At 33.1% G+C, this 19,630-nt stretch carries 16 protein-coding genes; 11 read left to right on the top strand and 5 right to left on the bottom strand.

The window, feature by feature from the left end; translation table 11 throughout:
- Positions 1-37: 37 nt before the first annotated feature.
- Together JN168_RS00555 and JN168_RS00550 are read right to left on the bottom strand one after the other, a co-directional pair.
- Entirely contained in the window at positions 38-703 is a 666-nt protein-coding gene (locus tag JN168_RS00555; RefSeq protein ID WP_107512219.1) for an ABC transporter ATP-binding protein, read from the bottom strand.
- Between the two features lie 13 nt (positions 704-716).
- Complete coding sequence (locus JN168_RS00550) at positions 717-1,766, bottom strand: ABC transporter permease (protein ID WP_279526061.1); 1,050 nt, start codon at positions 1,764-1,766, stop codon at positions 717-719.
- Between the two features lie 310 nt (positions 1,767-2,076).
- On the opposite strand from JN168_RS00550, the gene JN168_RS00545 reads away from it, so the two are divergent.
- The 6 genes from JN168_RS00545 to JN168_RS00520 all read left to right on the top strand — a co-directional run bounded on the left by JN168_RS00545 (position 2,077) and on the right by JN168_RS00520 (position 9,866).
- The gene (locus JN168_RS00545) at positions 2,077-3,129 is read left to right on the top strand and encodes an efflux RND transporter periplasmic adaptor subunit (RefSeq protein ID WP_279526060.1); all 1,053 of its coding nucleotides are present in this window, start codon (positions 2,077-2,079) and stop codon (positions 3,127-3,129) included.
- A 352-nt stretch (positions 3,130-3,481) separates the two neighbouring features.
- Entirely contained in the window at positions 3,482-4,726 is a 1,245-nt protein-coding gene (locus JN168_RS00540) for an aminoacyltransferase (protein ID WP_279526059.1), read from the top strand.
- Positions 4,727-5,219: 493 nt separating this feature from the next.
- Positions 5,220-5,741, top strand: a complete 522-nt coding sequence (locus tag JN168_RS00535) for a transcription repressor NadR (RefSeq protein ID WP_042737903.1) — start codon at positions 5,220-5,222, stop codon at positions 5,739-5,741.
- Between the two features lie 565 nt (positions 5,742-6,306).
- Positions 6,307-7,701, top strand: coding sequence for a sugar porter family MFS transporter (locus tag JN168_RS00530; RefSeq protein WP_232139001.1), 1,395 nt, complete (start codon positions 6,307-6,309; stop codon positions 7,699-7,701).
- A 13-nt stretch (positions 7,702-7,714) separates the two neighbouring features.
- Positions 7,715-8,653 carry a sugar phosphate isomerase/epimerase family protein gene (locus JN168_RS00525; RefSeq protein WP_107512225.1) on the top strand — a complete coding sequence of 313 codons (939 nt, stop codon included), beginning with the start codon at positions 7,715-7,717 and terminating at the stop codon, positions 8,651-8,653.
- 37 nt (positions 8,654-8,690) lie between these two features.
- Entirely contained in the window at positions 8,691-9,866 is a 1,176-nt protein-coding gene (locus JN168_RS00520) for a Gfo/Idh/MocA family protein (protein ID WP_042737901.1), read from the top strand.
- A 177-nt stretch (positions 9,867-10,043) separates the two neighbouring features.
- Here the strand turns inward: JN168_RS00520 and lip are convergent, their stop codons facing one another.
- Positions 10,044-12,197 carry a YSIRK-targeted triacylglycerol lipase gene (gene lip, locus JN168_RS00515; protein ID WP_279526058.1) on the bottom strand — a complete coding sequence of 718 codons (2,154 nt, stop codon included), beginning with the start codon at positions 12,195-12,197 and terminating at the stop codon, positions 10,044-10,046.
- A 582-nt stretch (positions 12,198-12,779) separates the two neighbouring features.
- On the opposite strand from lip, the gene dcd reads away from it, so the two are divergent.
- Both dcd and JN168_RS00505 read left to right on the top strand, forming a co-directional pair.
- Positions 12,780-13,322: a dCTP deaminase gene (gene dcd / locus JN168_RS00510; RefSeq protein WP_042737899.1), complete on the top strand. Its 543-nt coding sequence runs from the start codon at positions 12,780-12,782 to the stop codon at positions 13,320-13,322.
- Between the two features lie 5 nt (positions 13,323-13,327).
- Entirely contained in the window at positions 13,328-14,242 is a 915-nt protein-coding gene (locus tag JN168_RS00505; protein WP_279526057.1) for a CobW family GTP-binding protein, read from the top strand.
- Between the two features lie 192 nt (positions 14,243-14,434).
- Here JN168_RS00505 and JN168_RS00500 read toward each other — a convergent pair whose 3' ends face one another.
- Positions 14,435-15,355, bottom strand: coding sequence for an AraC family transcriptional regulator (locus JN168_RS00500; protein WP_229366687.1), 921 nt, complete (start codon positions 15,353-15,355; stop codon positions 14,435-14,437).
- A 249-nt stretch (positions 15,356-15,604) separates the two neighbouring features.
- On the opposite strand from JN168_RS00500, the gene JN168_RS00495 reads away from it, so the two are divergent.
- Genes JN168_RS00495 through JN168_RS00485 form a run of 3 tightly spaced genes read left to right on the top strand, consistent with a single transcriptional unit; the run spans position 15,605 to position 18,466 of the window.
- The gene (locus tag JN168_RS00495) at positions 15,605-16,846 is read left to right on the top strand and encodes a hydantoinase/carbamoylase family amidase (protein WP_279526056.1); all 1,242 of its coding nucleotides are present in this window, start codon (positions 15,605-15,607) and stop codon (positions 16,844-16,846) included.
- Positions 16,847-16,874: 28 nt separating this feature from the next.
- Complete coding sequence (locus JN168_RS00490) at positions 16,875-18,071, top strand: diaminopropionate ammonia-lyase (RefSeq protein ID WP_279526055.1); 1,197 nt, start codon at positions 16,875-16,877, stop codon at positions 18,069-18,071.
- Positions 18,072-18,085: 14 nt separating this feature from the next.
- The gene (locus JN168_RS00485; protein WP_042737896.1) at positions 18,086-18,466 is read left to right on the top strand and encodes a RidA family protein; all 381 of its coding nucleotides are present in this window, start codon (positions 18,086-18,088) and stop codon (positions 18,464-18,466) included.
- Positions 18,467-18,926: 460 nt separating this feature from the next.
- Here JN168_RS00485 and JN168_RS00480 read toward each other — a convergent pair whose 3' ends face one another.
- A complete protein-coding gene (locus tag JN168_RS00480) occupies positions 18,927-19,571 on the bottom strand; it encodes a hypothetical protein (protein ID WP_232171012.1) in 645 nt (214 codons plus the stop codon).
- Positions 19,572-19,630 lie beyond the last annotated feature (59 nt).

Here is a 19,630-nt window from a genome sequence, read left to right as displayed (position 1 = left end):
TTCAGTACAAAAATGAGCAAAATGGTGGTTTTTCGTATTATTTATCAAGTTTAAGTATGCCGTCATGCATATAATATACTTTATCGCAATATGCTTTCAATCGTTCATCATGTGTTACTACAATACAAACCTTATTTAATGCTTGTGTCTGTTGTTGTAAAATATTCATTACTTCTAATGCATTATCTGTATCTAATGAAGCAGTAGGTTCATCTGCTAATATGATACTCGGATTTGTATAAAGTGCTTTAGCAATTGCTACACGCTGCTTTTGACCACCAGAAATTTCATTTGGTAATTTATTGGCAATCGATGTAAGCCCCAGCTTTTCTAATAAATTTTGAAAGTCTTGCTCAGCAAGCACATTGATTTTTTGCTTTTTTAACAGAGCAAATTGTTGCTTCACTGTCAAAAAAGGTACAAGATTGGTCGCTTGTAAGACAAAACCAATTTCATTCATACGCACTTTAGCTAACTCCGGTTGCTTCATATGTGTAATCTTTTTACCATTTATAGAAATTTCACCTGATGATGGTGTTTGTAAAGCACCCGCCATAGTTAGAAACGTACTCTTCCCTGAACCAGATGGGCCTACAATGCCAATCACTTCACCCTTATTGAAGGTTATCGTCGTATCTTTAACCGCTTCAATTGTCCTATTGCCATCCTTAAAGGACTTTGTTACTTGTTTAAATTCCAACATTTATGTCACTCCCTTATCCTATAGCCTTTAATGGATCTACTTTTCGAACAGTTAATATTGAGAAAAGACTGCCAACGATTGAAACAATGATTAAAGCAATGCCAAATATTACTAATGTAATAATGTTAAAGGAAACTGGTACTGCTGATGGTAAACAAGCGCCGGTTATCAACGTTAATACAAGGCCTAACACTGTGCCTATTAATGAAATAATAAATGTTTGTGCTAGCACAACTTTAGCCAAGTAGCCATTTGTAAAACCTTGAGCCTTAAGCACACCAAATAAACTTTGCTTTTGCAATGTCATCACATATAAGAAAATGCCAATTACAGAAGCTGATATAATAAATAAAAAGACAATCATGAAGTTTAACGTTAAATTCTGCGCCTTATACCCTGGTAATTGTTTAACGAAATTTTCTATAGATACTGCCTCTAAATTATGATTGAGCTTTTGTTGTTTCCATTTACTATCTTTCACCACTAATGCATTGACCTTATCTTTACTCAACATTGGATTAATTTTTGCGATAGTTGCCTCATTCGCAAAGACAACAGGAGAAGCATTATATTTAGCACTCTCACTAAACCCTACTATTTTTAATTTTTCATCTGATTGTGATAATGATAAGCGATCCCCTAATTTAAACCCTTTTTCTTTTAATGTGGCATCTGCTACAACTTCATTATCATGCTTGAATTTATGACCGGAAATTATTTTCGGCATTAAAAACGATTTTTGGGTCACACCGAACAATAATGCGTTTTCCTTTTCCTTGCCATTTGATACAATAATACCCGTCTGTTTCAATGGTGTCTGCTTAGCATATTTATGCTCAATATCTTTCTTATCAATAACTGATTGTGCCACTGTCTTATTAGCATCTTTGTTTAAGATAATAGCATCTGCATGCCACTTATCAATGCCTTCTCTATTCATATTTATCAAGCCACTGGCTAACCCAGATAAAAAGAATAATAAATAACTAATCATAACAAGCACACCTATGATAAGCCCAAACTTCAATTTATTTCTGCGCATTTCATTCCATGCTAAATACATACGTCCACTCCCTAAATAATGCAATTCACTTTAAAAACTCCTACTTTTTAAATCAATTTGTAAATTTGTTTTCACTACATTTATTTCATCTATGTATAACTACTATCTCTAATAATATTAACTGTTAAATCATTAATTTCCCAGAAATTAATATTACTTATAATAATAAATTTAAAAATATTTTTCCGCATTTATATTATCCATCAAGCTTATTCAAGCCTTTTTCCGCTAAAACAAGTGCTAAAACCAGTTGCAAACAACGTTTTGACAAACATTCTATGGGTACTGACAAGTTGGCAGGTGTTATAAAATGAAAAATAAAAAATTATGGCTATCTATTATAGTACTTATTATCTTAATTATATTAATCACTTATTTTATATTAAGACAAATGGACATTATAGATAGCAACAAGCACGACTCATATCAAACTTATACAATTAAAAAAGCAAAGGCATTAAATCAAACAGGAAAAGCCTCTCCTCAAACGATTAAAGTGTATCAAGAGAATCGTGATATTGGATCATACATACGTCCTCAAATTCAAGATAACCAATTTGTAAAAAAAGGCACACCACTTATATACTACGATACGAACAGTAGTATTAGACCTAAACTGGTCAGCGATGTTAAAAAATTTCAAAATTACGTTGAAAAAGATTATACTGCGTTAAATAAAAAACCAAACGATAGTAAGATACAACAGCGCTTAACGAAAGATCAGCAACAGTTAAATCAGGCCCAGCATGTATTAAATTTACATGATAATCAGTCTAGCAAAGATATTTATGCAACCTTTGATGGTACGGTAAACTATATTAACAAAGATGTAGATAAAAACGGCAATATCTTACAACTTGTTTCTAACAAACCTGAGATTAAGACAACTGTTTCTGAATATGATATTGATAAAATTAAGCAAGGCGATTTAGTCGATGTTGATGCCAATAATGGTGGAACCAAAACAAAGGGTAAGGTAATTCAAATCGCTGATTTATCTACAGCAGGACAAAAGAACGTAGATCAATCTAGCAAAGATAAATCCACTCCAATTAACAATACTAACAAGCCCTCCCAATATGAAGTTACAATTGGAAATTTATCTTCATCAATTAAAGATGGCTTTACTGTTAAAACCAAAATACATGTAAATACGGCACAATTACCTGAAAGTGCACTGACAAAGGATAATTGCGTATTCATTGTTGATCAACAAAACAGAGTACACAAACGACCTATTATTACCGGTCATTCAAAAGGTAATATCATCGTTAAACAAGGTGTAAAGGTTGGAGAGAAAATCATCAAAAAGCCTAATGCTAATTTACAAGAAGGACAAAAAATCGAACCATCAGATTCTTAGTTAGTGAGCAATTGTATAAGTCATAATAAAAATACACATAGTTAAATTGATACTGTTAACAAATGATGTTGATTATCTTCAGTGTCATATGATTATGTGTATTTTATTTTGTCATATTATAAATATAGCTTCTCTATATCTACCATCATAACAGCATTTAAACCCCTTTTACACGACTAACAATTAGTTAAAATTATTAAATGTTTTTCGTGAAACATTTCCCTATATTAAAGTAATTTGGATTTGCACAATTCAAGATTATGTAATTTTACTTCATTCTTTTAAATTGAATACAATACGAATATGTAATAGGATATAATACATACTTTAAATTGGACAGGAGTAATTTTTCATGAATTTTACCAAACTAACTGAGTCTGAGTACAAAAGCTTTATAGAAGACAACTTTGTACATTACACTCAATCAGTCGAACAATATCAATATAGACACCAAAAGAAAAATGATGTTCATTTGGTAGGAGTAAAAGACAACAACAAAGTATTAGCTGCTTGTTTACTAACAGAAGCTAAAGCACTGAAATTTTTCAAATATTTTTATTCTCACAAGGGTCCTGTATTAGACTATAGCAATTCAAAGCTAGTAGATTGCTTTTTCAAAGGATTAACAAAATACTTAAAACAACAAAACACTTTATTCGTTATGGTTGACCCTTACATTTTGGAGAATAAGCGAACAGCTGAAGGCGAAATCATTGAAGCATTTGATAATCAAGGTTTAATAAAACAACTACACAACTTAGGTTATCAACATCAAGGCTATTCCATCGGCTATTCCGATAAAAGTCAGATTCGCTGGATGTCAGTATTGGATTTACAAGAGCAAACTGCAGAACAGTTATTAAAATCTATGGACTACCAAACACGTAGAAACATTAAAAAAACATTTGAAATGGGCGTAGAAGTTCGCACTCTTGATTATTCAGAAACAGATACATTTTACGAACTATTTAAAATGGCTGAAGAAAAACATGGATTTACATTTAAGCAAGATCCCAACACCTATTTCCGAGATATGCAAAATATGTATCCACAAAACGCAATGCTAAAAATGGCATACATAGACCTTGAAAAATATCTACAGAAACTAACAGATAAAGATGTATCACTGTCTAATCAAGTGACAGAACTAGAAAATAAACTAGCAGAATCTCCCAATTCTAAGAAAAACAAATCAAAATTAACACAACTTAATCAACAAAAAGATAGTAATTTGAAAAAATTAACAGAAACTCAATCACTAATCGATAGCGAAGGTAAGATGCTTAATCTTGCTGCCGCACTTTACATCTGTACAAAAGACGAAGTGTACTACTTATCAAGTGGTTCAAATCCTAAATATAATCAATTTATGGGAGCATATCGACTACAATGGGAAATGATTGAATATGCTAAAAAACACAATATCCCACGTTATAATTTTTATGGTATTACAGGAGATTTCAGTGATAATGCAGAAGACTATGGTGTGCAGCAATTTAAAAAAGGATTTAACGCACACGTCGAAGAATTTATCGGTGATTTTGTAAAACCTGTTCGCCCTTTCTTCTATAAGATTTACCAATTGCTAAATAAGTAATATTAATATATGGATTCCATACTAAAACGTAAATACTTCCTAAATTATAGGTAGTTATTTACGTTTTTTATCTACTCATCAATGTGTTTCTAATAGCCCCCTGTATACAACAACATTCATATCGTACTTTAAACCCCTCACACATCCCAATAGTTACAAGTCTTAGTTTTACATATGTAAACAATTAAAAACCCTTTATATCAAGCCGTTTATCGACTGTGTATTATTTACATTTCTTTCTCACCACTATATAGCATTTCATTTCCACCTATACTTTTACACATGTAATGCACGGAAATTTACGCCATGCTACTGAATTGTGTTTGGAAATATTAACCTAATTTATAAATCATTTTTTTCAAATTTATTGTTAACAAGCACTTTACAGGTTAAAATAAATTCATTAGCCATCTACAGAAACTGATATCAACTTTCCAATATACACAGCTGATATGGAATGGAATATGCCTTAAATTTAAGGAGGAATTAAAATATGGACACTCCAGATTATCGTAGGTCACAAATTCTACAATTACTTAAATCATCTAAACAACCTATCAGTGGTAAACATTTAAGTGATAAGTTTAATGTTTCCAGACAAATCATCGTCAAAGATATCTCAATATTAAAATCACATAACCATACGATTCATTCAACTAGTAGAGGATATGTCATAGAATATGAAACACAAGGTAAACATTTTAAACGCATCATCAAGTGCCAACATACTCAAGAACAAATGGAAGAAGAATTAACAATTATTCTTGATAATGGTGCTATGGTAGATGACGTCTCTATTGAACATCCCTTATATGGCACTATCAAGAAAGATTTAATGATCGAAAGTCATGAAGATTTACATCAATTTATACAACAAATGGAAAAATATCAGGGAAAGATGTTGGCGAACCTTACTGATGGTCTACATCTTCACACCATTTCTGCCCATACTGAAAAGATTTTGGACAATGCTGTAAGAGATTTAAACGAGCATCATTATATCGTCAAAGATTAAATATATACAGCGACATGAACATTCAAAATTACTGAACAGATTCTAGGTTCTAAGCCGATAGAGTTTAACGTCAATGAAATAACAAGACAACAATAAACTAACTACTTTAATCAACTACGTATACAAGCAAACCTCCAACACAATTCAGAACACCATTTACAGACTGCGACATGATTAATGTCCAGTCTTTTTGTTTATCACTACCTCATAACACATCATATTTAAAAATAATTGCTATGACTTTAATGATGAAACTATACAAAAAATCAAGAAATAACCAACACTTATCCATTTGCAGAAAATCCTGTCTCTCTCAAAAAGTAATATTACTCTTTTTAGCATTTTTTTAATTAGCTATTATGCTTGATTTAACAATATTTCTAGGTTGTTAATAATCCCAAAAATATTAACTTTATAAGAAAACGATTGACTAAGAAAGCGTTTACAATTATAGTTATCTCTAATATCAACTGTTGATTATTTTTTAGTTATTTATTGATTTTTCTTATAAAGAATGGAGGTTTTTATTATAAAACACTCAGATATTGATAGAAAAAACAGGAAGATGCTCAAAATCACAGTGATTTCTACATTAGGTGGTCTGCTATTTGGATTCGATACAGGTGTCATCAATGGCGCATTACCTTATATGTCACTCTCTAGCCAATTAAATTTATCACCTGCTACTGAAGGATTAGTCTCAAGTTCATTAATTTTTGGAGCTGCTTTTGGGGCAATATCAGGAGGAAAGCTGGCAGATACATTTGGTAGAAAGAAAATGATAATGTGTTTGGCCATTATTTTCTTCTTTGCCACATTAGGTTGTGGTTTATCTCCCAATGTCTTTTCTATGGTCACGTTTCGAATCATTCTTGGTTTAGCAGTGGGTGGTGCTTCGGTCATTGTTCCGACTTTCCTATCAGAAATGGCAGCAAAGGAACAACGAGGCAGAATGGTTACTCAAAATGAACTCATGATAGTGACAGGCCAACTATCAGCTTATGTCATTAATGCCGTTTTGGGTAATGCAATCGACAATCCAGGTATTTGGCGTGTTATGTTACTCGTTGCAACTTTACCGGCTGTTTTTCTTTGGTTTGGTATGTTGACTGTCCCAGAAAGTCCTAGATGGTATGCAAGTAAACACAAATATTGGCCCGCATATAACATTTTACGTTCTTTAAGAGATGAGCAAACAGCTGAATCAGAAGTACGCGAAATCAAAAATCATATCGATAATGAACGTCGCTTAAAATCAGATTCAAACATATCATTTAAACAAGCATGGGTTCGACGCATTCTTTACATTGGTATCGGTATTGGGATTGTACAACAAGTTACCGGAGTGAATTCAATCATGTATTACGGTACTGAAATTTTACGTAATGCAGGTTTAGCAACAAAGGCAGCACTTATTGGAAATATCGCTAATGGAATTGTCTCAGTATTAGCTGTTTTCGTCGGTATTTGGCTATTAGGAAAAGTAGGCAGAAAGCCAATGCTACTCGTCGGTCAAGCTGGGGTAATAGTCACGTTAGTCTTACTTGGTATATTTCCAATATTTTTACAGAACAGTCCTGCATTTCCATTTATCGTATTATCATTAACTGTAACATTTTTAGCCTTTATGCAAGGCGCAATAGCACCAGTAACCTGGCTCATGTTATCAGAGATATTCCCACTAAAGGTTCGTGGCTTTGGCATGGGTGCTAGCGTCTTTTTCTTATGGATGGCCAATTTCACAGTCAGTCTTGTTTTTCCAATATTACTAGGTCACCTTGGACTGTCTAATACATTTATCATCTTTGCATTATTAAATATCATGTCCATTATTTTCGTAAAAATATTCTTACCAGAAACTAAAGGCAAGTCGCTCGAAGAAATTGAAGACTACTTTAAATCTCAGATTACAACAAAATCACAGCGTACTAAAAAAATTGCAAAAGAACCCAAATTATAAAAGGAGGAGTTAAATGAAACTTTCATATTACACTGACAGTCTCGCTCACCTTTCATTAGAAGAAGTCTTGCAAAGAATTACCCAACAAGGTGTCTATCATATTGAATTAGCAACTGGTGGTTGGTCTCCCGCGCCACATCTCAATCTCACTGAATTACTAACTAGTGAGACCGCAGTCTTAAAATTACAAAATCTGTTAGCCACTTACCAAGTAGAAATTGTGGCATTAAACTGTTCTGGCAATCCGTTAGACCCTAGAGACATAGGTAAACAACATCGTGAAATCACTATTAATACGTTTAAGTTAGCAGAAATACTAGGCGTTAAAAAAATAGTAATGATGAGTGGATTACCTCCTGCTACACCCGGAGATACAATGCCGAACTGGATTACCACTACGATGAGTTGGCCACCCGAATTGAAAGAAGCACTTACCTATCAATGGGAAGAAATCGCGATACCTTATTGGCGAGAACTTGTTCCAATTGCTAAACAACATGGCATTGAGAAAATCGCACTTGAAAACCATGGCACACAGCTCGTATACAATCCCGAAACTTTACTTAAATTACGACATGCTGTAGACCCTATCATCGGCATGAATTTGGATCCAAGTCATATGTTTTGGATGGGCGGAGATCCCATCCAATCTGCACGTAAATTAACAGGTGCAATTCATCACATGCATGGCAAAGATTTAAGAATTGAAGAGGGACCTGCTGCTTTAAATACAATATTAGAAACTAAAGACATTTATGATACAAAAAATAGGGCTTGGAACTATGTTGCTGTTGGTCATGGTCATGATTTGCAATGGTGGAAGTCATTTTTCTCAGTTGTTCGGATGTGTGGTTATGACGACTTCGTCTCCTTAGAAATGGAAGACTTTACTATGTCTCCAGAAGACGGTGTAGATATTTCCATTAAAGCATTACAACAAGTTGTCGTATAACAAATTTAATAATTAGAGTATGAGAGGAGTCTTGTATATGAATAATGGTGAAAAGAAAATGGAGAACGCTTTACGTTGGGGTATGATTGGTGGAGGAAGAACAAGCCAAGTTGGATATAAACACCGTAGCGGTGCACTTCGAGATCGAACTTATGAACTTGTTGCAGGTGCATTTGATATCGATACCGAACGCGGAAAATCATTCGGTATAAACCTAGGTGTAGACCCAGAGCGATGTTATGATGATTATCAAACTTTATTAGCAGAAGAAGCCAAACGTGATGATGGTGTAGAAGTTGTCTCAATCGCAACACCAAATGGAACACACTATGAAATAACTATGGCTGCCTTAGAAGCAGGATTACATGTGATTTGCGAGAAACCACTTGTATTTACTACACAAGAAGCCGAAGATATTAAAGCCTTTGCTGAAAAGCAAGGACTAATTGTCGGAGTCACATATGGATATTCTGGCAATTCAATCATTCTTCAAATGAAAGCCATGATTGAACAGGGTCAAATTGGCGATATAAATTTAGTCGAAATGCAATATACCCACGGCTATGCAGGAAACGCACAAGGAGATAAGGATAATGCAGCCCAAAAATGGCGTGTTGACCCTAAGATTGCAGGTCCAACATTTGTTATTGGCGATCTATCCATACACACATACTATATTTCTAAATTAATCATGCCAAACTTAAATATTAAAAGATTATTGTGTGATCGCCAAAGCTTTGTAGGTAGCCGTTATCCTTTAGAAGACAATGCTTATATTATGATGCATTATGACAATGGTGCTGTCGGACGTATGTGGACCTCTGCAGTTGATGCTGGTCAAATGGATGGGCAACGTATTCGCATCGTGGGGTCTAAGGGAAGTCTAGAATGGTGGGATAGTGCTCCAAATGAATTACAATATCAACCACAAGGTGCTCCAACTCAAATTCTTTATCGTGGTGCCGAATACTTAGATGATTCAGCGTTACAAAATGAAAGACTCGGCATATTACACCAAGAAGGTTTAACCGAAGCTTGGGGTAATATTTACTTAAATATTGCGCTAGCAATTGATGCCAAAAATCGTGGTGATGAAACAGCTCTTGATCAAATTATCTACCCAGATATTAATTCCGGGATTGAAGGTGTACGCTGGATTGAAAATTGTGTTGCCTCAGCTGACAAAGGGTCACAGTGGGTTGACTATCAATAAAAAATACACAAAAATAAGCCTCCCTTAATTAAGGAGAGTCTTATTTTACTGTTTCAATTAGTTGCCCATAATGCTTAATCTTTGTGGCATAATACTAAAGCCTCATAATGAATGCATTATGTCTATTTTACGCTAAAATTTATTATTATATTTTAGCGCTACTTCGCGTTTAAATTTCTAAGAAACGACTGTTTCATTCTTAACCAAATCATTAGCGATTCCCATCCACATTTGTCTTATTTCATCTGTCGTTATTTGCGTTTCCGTAGCATCTGTGCCGACAAAATCACCATGATCCCAGTCATGTTTTACAGGCATAACTTGCCAAATTCCCCTTTTTACTTCATCTGTTGCCATCATACTTCTTTGTCCAAATGGATATTGTGCAGAAATGACTGAAACTAGGCCATCATTCTCTCTCCACGCCTTATCCTCAACCTTCCCAATTACATTTCCAGGTACGGTATGTCTCAATGTCATATTGATGTCGGCTTTTTGCTTACCGTCAAACGTTGGTCTTGTTGATTCGCCACTATACGATTTATAAATAATATTTGGATTGAGTGACGTTTGTTGATTTAACTTAGTTGCCCCTGCACGTGTTAAATCATAAAATCCATTATCATCTGTCTGCCATATTTTACTTTCATTTTTAACTCTTTCAACATAATCGATATACGTTTCATTTTCACGTTGCTTTAGCCCCCATTGACTTAATCCAAAGTCAATATCTGAATATTTATTTCCCTGAAACTTGCTATAATCATATACAAATTGTCGAATTAGCGCTTCATTTCCTAATAAGTCTGCTGCATATGTACCATTATGAGGCGAAGCTACAGTTGTAATTGAAGTTATCATATTGTCGTGATCACCTTGATAAAGGGGCGCAATTTTACCACCGTGCTGCCGCTGATAATCAATCTCTTCCTGACTTCCATTTCGTAATAAAGATTCTAGTTGCCGAACCGTTTGCCCTCCCATACTATGACCGACAAAATGTATCTTTTGACCAGGCTGCCAGTCCTTATATACACCTTCGTATGTTTTACCGTATCGTGCATGCCCATATTTAGCTGCATGTACAGCGCCATAATCTACGGTACCGCCTTTAATATAATAATACAATTCCACAGCACGATCATAATTACTACCAAACGCACTAATACTTGCAACATAGTTTTCATATCCATTATTTGTTAAATCTTGGTGAATATCTAACCTTTTTCCTCCCCAATATAAATCATTCGAATCCGGATTATTGTCACCTGTAAACCCATTGAATCCATGTACTAATATAATAGGATCTGTATTCTTGTACCGAGTTTGTTTAGCTACACTGTTACTCTGTTCAACTATGGGTGCAGTATTGTTCATTAGTGACTGTTCATTGCGTCGATTACTAATCTCCCTTTGTATATTGGCCTGTTCGTCATGACTATTATGATTAGTATTTGTCGCATGCGCATTAATCTTCATCGAACTATCTTCTAACTGGCTCGATGAATGATGCTGCTCATAGTTATCATTGCAATCGTTTTGTTGAGTTCTTGGTTGCATATAATGGTAACTTTCGGTAGCGTATTTCGTTCTATTTTGATTATTTGATAATTCACTACTTGTTTGATTACTTATAAATTGTTGTGCTTTATGCTGATTATTTTTATACTGTTGTGCCTCTATATCTTGAATACGCCTATACCTTTGGGGATATTTTCTTTTGTTTACATGTGTAAACACCGGGTTATAATCTGTAATATACTCATTTGCTTTCAGTCGATTCGCGAGTGCAATATTATCTTGAGTCGTGGATGTTGTTCGTGTTGATTGTCTCTCCTCATTACCTTTGTCTTCCTTCGCTGTGTTATCAGTTTGCTGGTTATTTTCAATTTTCGATACAGATTCATTTGCATCTTTATTATTAGTAGTCAGAGACTGTTTATCGCTGGAAAATGCATTATCCTTGTTACTTTTTGAGTTTTTATTCTGTTCTAAAGAGATATTTTGTATGTTTTCTTTATTTACACAATCGTTTAAGTGCATAGTTGTGTCTTTTGTTGTCGTTTCATTCTGTTGATTCAATGACTTGGTATGGTTATGTATAGCAGCGTATTGCGCATTAAGATGCTGTTTATTTCCATTGTCCTTAATGAAGGGTTGTTTATTCTGTGTCGCACTCTTAATATTCAAGTTGTTATTTTGTCTATTTTTATTATCAAAATTCTCATTTGCACTAGCAATACTTCCACTAAAAGCCAATATTATAGTTGATATAACTACTGATGATACACCCATAGTGCCTTTTCGGATACTATATTTATTTTGTCTCATCTGAAATCTTCAAGCCTTTCTATAACTGTTTTCAAACTTACAAGCTACCTTCACTATATATTGTACAAAATAATTATTAAGTAAAAATGAATCTCTTTAAAATATTAGGTTAACTTAGACGTTTGAAAGTTATAGAAAAAATATCATTTTACTATAAGTACATTCTATTACGTAAAACTCAACTTTTATTTATAACTCTTTCAATTTATCAGAAATTATTTATTGACTTATATCATTTAAAAATCTATAATCAAAATATAAATAGGAATGATTCCTATTTATAAATTAGGGTTGTTACATTCATTTTTATACATTTCCCTCTAGGGATAATTTAGTTCAATAAAATCGTAGATCTTTACGCGGGTCTACGATTTTATATTTATTTCCTGCCAATTACCAATTCATACGTTTAACCAAAATAAGCAATGCGACAACTTTAACATTTATTGCCTCAATAGCAATTGCTTTATATATCTACTAAATTAGGTCATTAACAACAAGTCATACATTATATTTAGTTAGCTAAAACACGCATTCTTATAACATTTCGCAATAAACTATTTATAAAAAGGAGTTATACATATGATACTTTCAGATACTGACATTAAACAGTTCTTACAACAAGGAAAAATAGAAATCACTCCGCTTCAAACACACCATATTGAATCAGCATCTATTGATTTAACATTAGGTAACCATTACCTGTTTCCACAACAACCTCAAGATTTAAAACAAAATATTTTGGAACCCGTTTACTATAAAGAGATTAATGCACATAAAATAACAATTCCTGCAAAATCATTCATATTAGCTACAACCAATGAATATATAAAATTAAACAACGAATTAGCAGCATTTGTTGAAGGGCGTAGTTCTATTGGACGTGCAGGATTATTTATACAAAATGCTGGATGGGTTGATCCAGGATTTCACGGAAATATCACTCTAGAGCTGTACAATGCCAATGATTTTGACTTAATAATTCAAGAGAATATAAGAATCTGCCAAATTGTTATCGCCCAAACACTAACACCTAGCACCCGACAGTATAATGGTAAATACCAAGGTCAACACACAACAACAGGCAGTATGAGCTTTAAAGATATCGAAGCAAAGGAGGTGTAAAGCAAATGGATATTGTCATTATTAGTGGCTTTCTAGGAGGAGGGAAGACTACCACCCTGAATCAATTTATCGAAAGTGCAAGATCTCAAAATCAAACACCAGCTGTAATTATGAATGAATTTGGTACTCAAAGTGTAGATAGTCACCTTATTGATAACTCAATCGGCTTGCGTGAAATTATTAATGGTTGTATCTGTTGTGAAATGAAATCCAATGTTACTAAGCAACTACACGATATTTATATTGATTATCAACCAGATATTGTCTTTATTGAATGTAGTGGTATTGCGCATCCCCTTGAAGTTCTAGACGCATGTTTAACACCTGTACTAACACCATTTAGCAATGTAGTCAGCCTAACAAGTGTCATTGATGTGCAGTTGTATAGTAAATTACCTCACTTACCCGAAGATATACAAAATTTAATTATCGCCCAAATGGCACATTGCTCAAACTTTGTGCTAAATAAAAGTGATTTAATTACTTCCGACCAATTATTAAAAGTGATTGAAACTATAACTACGCGTCATCCAGATATTCCTTACTTTATTACAAGTCATGGTGAGGTAACACTTGATCATATAAAGAGCAATAAATTAACAAAAGACGAACGCTTTAACGGTGGAAAAATAATCCATAGTACACTGGGTCACTCAATATTTTATTTTTCACACTCCTGGCATAAACAATCTTTTATAAATTGGCTTCAAAACTTACCAGATCATATTTACAGAGTCAAAGGCTTTCTAACCTTTGATGACAGTAATGTAAAAAATTTAATCCAGTATACAAACAACCATTTAAATCTTGTATCGTCCCATCTCAACATTGATGATTACATAGTAGTCATTGGCCATAATATTGATAAAGTACAGCTTAGTCATTCTGTGCAACATTATCATAAATTAAATGTCACATGATTGTTACGCATGAATAAACTCAAATATTATTGCTTTCTCCCATACTTACTTTCACGAATAAAAAACCGTACTTCCACTGCTATATCAATTAATTGAAGTTTGCATGGCGTACGGTTTTTATATTATTGCTTGGGAAATAATAATTAATTGATAAGGGAGAATATGACAATTCTTGTATGACCTTTTTATCGTCTAATCATATTCTCTCAATGTAAAATTTTTCTGCTTTTGGTAAGTTTGTCGAAACTTTAATGGAGACATTTTATAATGTATTCGAAAACGCTCAATAAAGTAACTTATAGTACCAAATCCACAAATATCACTAATTGAAGTAATTGATTTGTCTGTGTGAACAAGTAATTCTTGTGCGATTTGTAATCGATATAATAATAAATATTTCATAGGCGATTGCTTAGTGTATTTTCTAAATAATTGATTACAAAATGATTTACTAATATGTGCATGAGCAGTTAAATCCGAAATTGTGATTTTTTCACCGTAATGTTCATGTATATAGGTTAATAAACTATTCATGTTATTAAAGTCTTCAGCATTCGATAAATAATTTGCCCCTTCAAATTCATATACAATACCCTCTATTACTTGGTTAATTAAGTTTACCGCATCAAAATAATTCGTCGATGTCGATTCCTTAACTAAAAAATCATTATCTGTAGGTATTTCATTTAAAATGGCACTAAAATAACGTGAAAATTGGCTCGTGATAGGTAATTTATAATATGTAAATGATTCATTATTTAATATAGGATCAATATAATCTTCGATAATTTGAGCATTTAAAAATTCCAATTCAAAATTGATACACAGTGTTTTGGCATCTTCTTTAGTTGAATATGAACTATGCAACTTATTTCTATTTATGAAAACAATATCTCGACTATCAACTGTTAGTACCTGTCCATCAATTAAAAATTCCAACTCTCCTTCATAAACCCAGCTTATTTGTAAATCATTATGCCAATGCAACGGCATAAAATCATGTCTTTCAAAGTCAAATTCAATAATGTATGGAATTATAGAAAAACCAACAGAATGATAAGCAACATGCTCTTCTAAACTCTCATTTATATTGATGGGTAAGTCTCTATTCATTCCCTTCGCCCCCTTCAAATCAATTTCGACACAAAATCAAAACAAGTATTTTTACACCTTGAATTAAAGCTTATTATAACAATATTCTCACCTAAATATATATACACAACGCTTAAATTTTGCTTTTCTATAAAATCAATAACGATAAAAATGGAATGGATGCTTATAGTTTTATCATGTCTAAAGCTTTATGATAGCCACATAAGTAGTCATTAATTATTCATTTATAAAAACAAAGGGGGTATTTAAATGAATTTTGATTTAAATAAGAATAGTCAACGAATTATTGCTGATTTACAAGAATTAGCTACTTTAACGTCTGACGAAAATGGTGCACAAAGAGTAGCATGGACACCCATATGGGAAGAGGCCAGAAATTGGTTTTTAGAAAAAATTAAACCTCATACTACTGACATATTTAAAGATAGCGCTGGTAACATGTGGTTTAAACTTCAAGGTAAATCTGACAAGTCAATTATTATAGGTAGTCATCTAGATAGTGTGCCAAATGGAGGATGGTTAGATGGTGCTTTAGGTGTCATTTCAGGTTTAGAGGTCTTACGTCATTTTAGTGAGGCACAAATCGTGCCACAACATTCCATTTACATTGTAGATTGGGCTGATGAAGAAGGTGCTAGATATGGATATAGCTGTTTGGGTTCATCAGCAGCAAGTGGGTCAGTCAATATCTCTGAATTTACTAACAGAGTCGATAATGAAGGCATTCCCTTTAAAATGGCAATTAGCAAACATGGATTAAACATAGACACATTTACAGACGCTCACAAAACCTTTCAGAATAAAATAAATGAACTAATTGCATATTTAGAATTTCATATTGAACAAGGTCCAGTACTTGAACAAAGCAATAAAAATATTGCTGCTGTTTATGGTACAGCTGGTGTTGAACGTTATTATATAGACTTTAGTGGACAGTCCGCACACGCCGGTTCATTTCCAACTAAAATGCGCCAAGATGCATTTTTAGCTGCTGCAACATCTTCATTAAAATTTCGTGATTTAGCACTCAAATATAATGCTGTTTGTACGGTTGGCGAAGTAAACGTTACACCCGGCGTCGTAACCATTGTTCCTGGTCAATGTACCATTTCCATTGATATGAGAAGTATTAACAAGGATGATTTAGCTGCAATGTTATCGGAAGCGCAAAATATATCTCAAACTTCTGCTCAGCAATTTGATTGTACCGTCTCTTGGAGAAAAATTTACAGTGTCTCCCCTCAAATATTTGATAGCAATTTAGTAGATATTTGTAAAACAGCAGTAGCAGAAGAAATAGGAGAAAGTAATCAAATGTATTCGGGACCCTTACATGATGCTGTTGAAATGAACAAGCTTATACCCACTGTGATGATGTTCGTTATGTCTAAAAATGGGATTTCTCATGATAAAGACGAAGACACACCTATTAATCAATTAACCACTGGAATCCGTGCATACTTACGCTTAATTGATAAAGTTTTAAATTGAGAATAAAAAATATGAAAGGAGTAAATTCATGAATATTGTATGGCAATCCAATCAATTTCAATCTACATCTATACCAACAACAGTATTTAATTCGTTTAAACCATCAAATTTAGAACAAGTTTTAAATTTTCAAAGTACTTTGCCCAACTATAGTCAAACACCTTTATATCATTTGGATAATTTAGCTAAACACCTTGGTGTAGCATCAATTGACGTAAAAGATGAATCAAAAAGATTTGATTTAAATGCATTCAAAGGGTTGGGTGGCGCATATGCGATGGCAAGCTATTTTGCCCAAAAATTAAACTTGGATTTAGGCAATATTACCTTTAATAAGCTTATGGAAGTCATTAAAGATTTAGAACCTGTTACTTTTGCAACTGTCACAGCAGGAAATCATGGTAAAGGTGTCGCATGGGCAGCAAAAACATTCGGTCAAAAAGTGAAAGTTGTATTACCAAAAGGATCCTCTGTTGAACGTTTGACAGCTATTCAAGATTTAGGTGCAGAAGCCTATATATCAGATTTAAATTATGATGATGCTGTTGTAGAAATTGCTAAACAGTCAGATGAACAAGGGTGGATATTATTACAAGATACTGCCTGGGTAGATTATGAAACACTGCCATTAGCTATAATGCAAGGTTATTCAACTATTGTTGCAGAATTAATTAAGCAACTAGATAGAAAGCATATTTCTCAATATACACATGTTATTTTACAAGCTGGCGTAGGATCCTTTGCTGCTGCAGTTATAGCTAGTATTTATAATCAAACTGTACCTGATCCACCAAAGTTTATTATTGTCGAACCTAATAAAGCTGATTGTATCTTTACTTCAATAAAAAGTAATGACGGTATTCCTAAACGTGTTAACGGTCCCTTAGATTCAATGATGGCTGGTCTAGCCTGTGGCGAACCCAGCACTATTGCCTGGGAAATATTAAAGCCAACCATACAAGCTACATTCTCATGTAAGGATGTTATTAGTTCCATTGGTATGAAACAATATGCTAATCCATTAAACAATGACCGCTCAATAATTTCAGGGGAATCAGGCGCCTTACCATTAGGTGTCCTTATAGAAATTATGACTTCAAAAGCGCTATTTAACGCGAAAGATTCACTCAAACTAGATAATTCATCAAATATTTTACTTATTAATACTGAAGGCAATACAAACCCTAAAAATTACGACGATATTATACACAACAAACTATTTTAAAAGGAGTAACATTTATGAAATTTATTACTACAAATGAAGCACCTCAAGCAATAGGACCTTATTCACAGGCAGTTCAAGCAGGAGATTTCCTTTATATTTCTGGACAGTTACCTATCAATCCTAACACAGGCAAATTTATCTCAGATAACATTGTTGAACAAACAACACAAGTTATGAAAAATATTATCGCCATTTTAACTAGTCAAGGTTTATCTATTAAGAACATCGTCAAAACTAATATCTATGTAGTTAACTTAGCACACTTTAACGAAATTAATGATGCCTACGGTACATTCTTAAATGATCACAAACCCGCCCGAGCAGCTATTGAAGTTAACAAACTTCCTAAAAACGCACAAATTGAAATTGAAGCTATAGCTTATATAAAGCAATAAGTTATGTGATACATTAATTATAATAAAATAACAAAAACTATAAATAACTATCTAACCTCAAAATATTAGCAAATAATATAATTGTTAACTCTATGCACTTTTAAATAGCGTGCATTATGCAGTTTCAATGTATATTCATAGCTATTTATGACGCATTTTTACAAGACTCTGCGAGGAACATTGTCAGTTAAACAGCATCCTAGGAACGCGAGCAAACAATAAAAAATATGATAAATCAAATAGCCATGAAATGAGTTAAATAACTTATTCCATGGCTATTTTTCTAATGTTTATATTTCAGCCTTATACTGTAGTTTTAGCAATATTTAACGAGAGAACAATACTAAAGTAAAAGTAAATATCGAAAACTCATTATTACAACTTTACTATCTACACATTTCTGCATAGATCAACTTTTTCTTAATTAAATATATTCCACTACACTTTATATTTTTATCGTCTAATCATATTCTCTCAATACATTCGCCCACATTTTACGAATTGTATCATTCTTTGTTTCTTTAAATATGACATTAGGCTTTAAATTGGGATCTTTGTCATTACTATCCTTATATGCAAATCCAGTCGATAAGGTTGTATGGTCATCACCTTCAAAGGTATACTCATATACCTTACCGTTATCTGCAAATAAGTATTTCTTAATAGGATATGTCGTATTAGCTACAGATTTATAACCCTCAATATTAGTCAGGTTTTTTGCTGCATCATCTAAACCGATGTTTCCAGTTTTAGATGTATAAACTGACAGTCCAGTTACATTATGCAGTTTAAAGTGTTTAGCGCCTGGTTTGTCATTATTTATAACTTGAATCTCACCATCAGTCGTTGTAGCATAAAAATCACTTTCACTATAACTGCCATTTCCTACATAACGATTCGAAACTGATAATTTTTGTTCTTTAGCATATGCAACGACTTTATTCGTTATCGCTTTATTTAATTTGTCTTTATCATGTTGCGTTAAATTTTTAGTTTGAGTTGCTTTATCTTTCAAATCAGTCTTAGCTGATCCTTGTTGTCCTTGGCAACCTGCCATAGTAATCATCATAATAATAAATAAAAGACTATAAATGAATTTATGCATTCAAAAACTCCTAACTTACAATCACTAACAAGACTGACTTTATCACTGTAAAGTCGTCA

The organism is Staphylococcus gallinarum (assembly GCF_029774255.1).
Classification (GTDB): Bacteria; Bacillota; Bacilli; order Staphylococcales; family Staphylococcaceae; genus Staphylococcus; species Staphylococcus gallinarum.
This window is presented reverse-complemented; position numbering and strand designations above follow the sequence as displayed.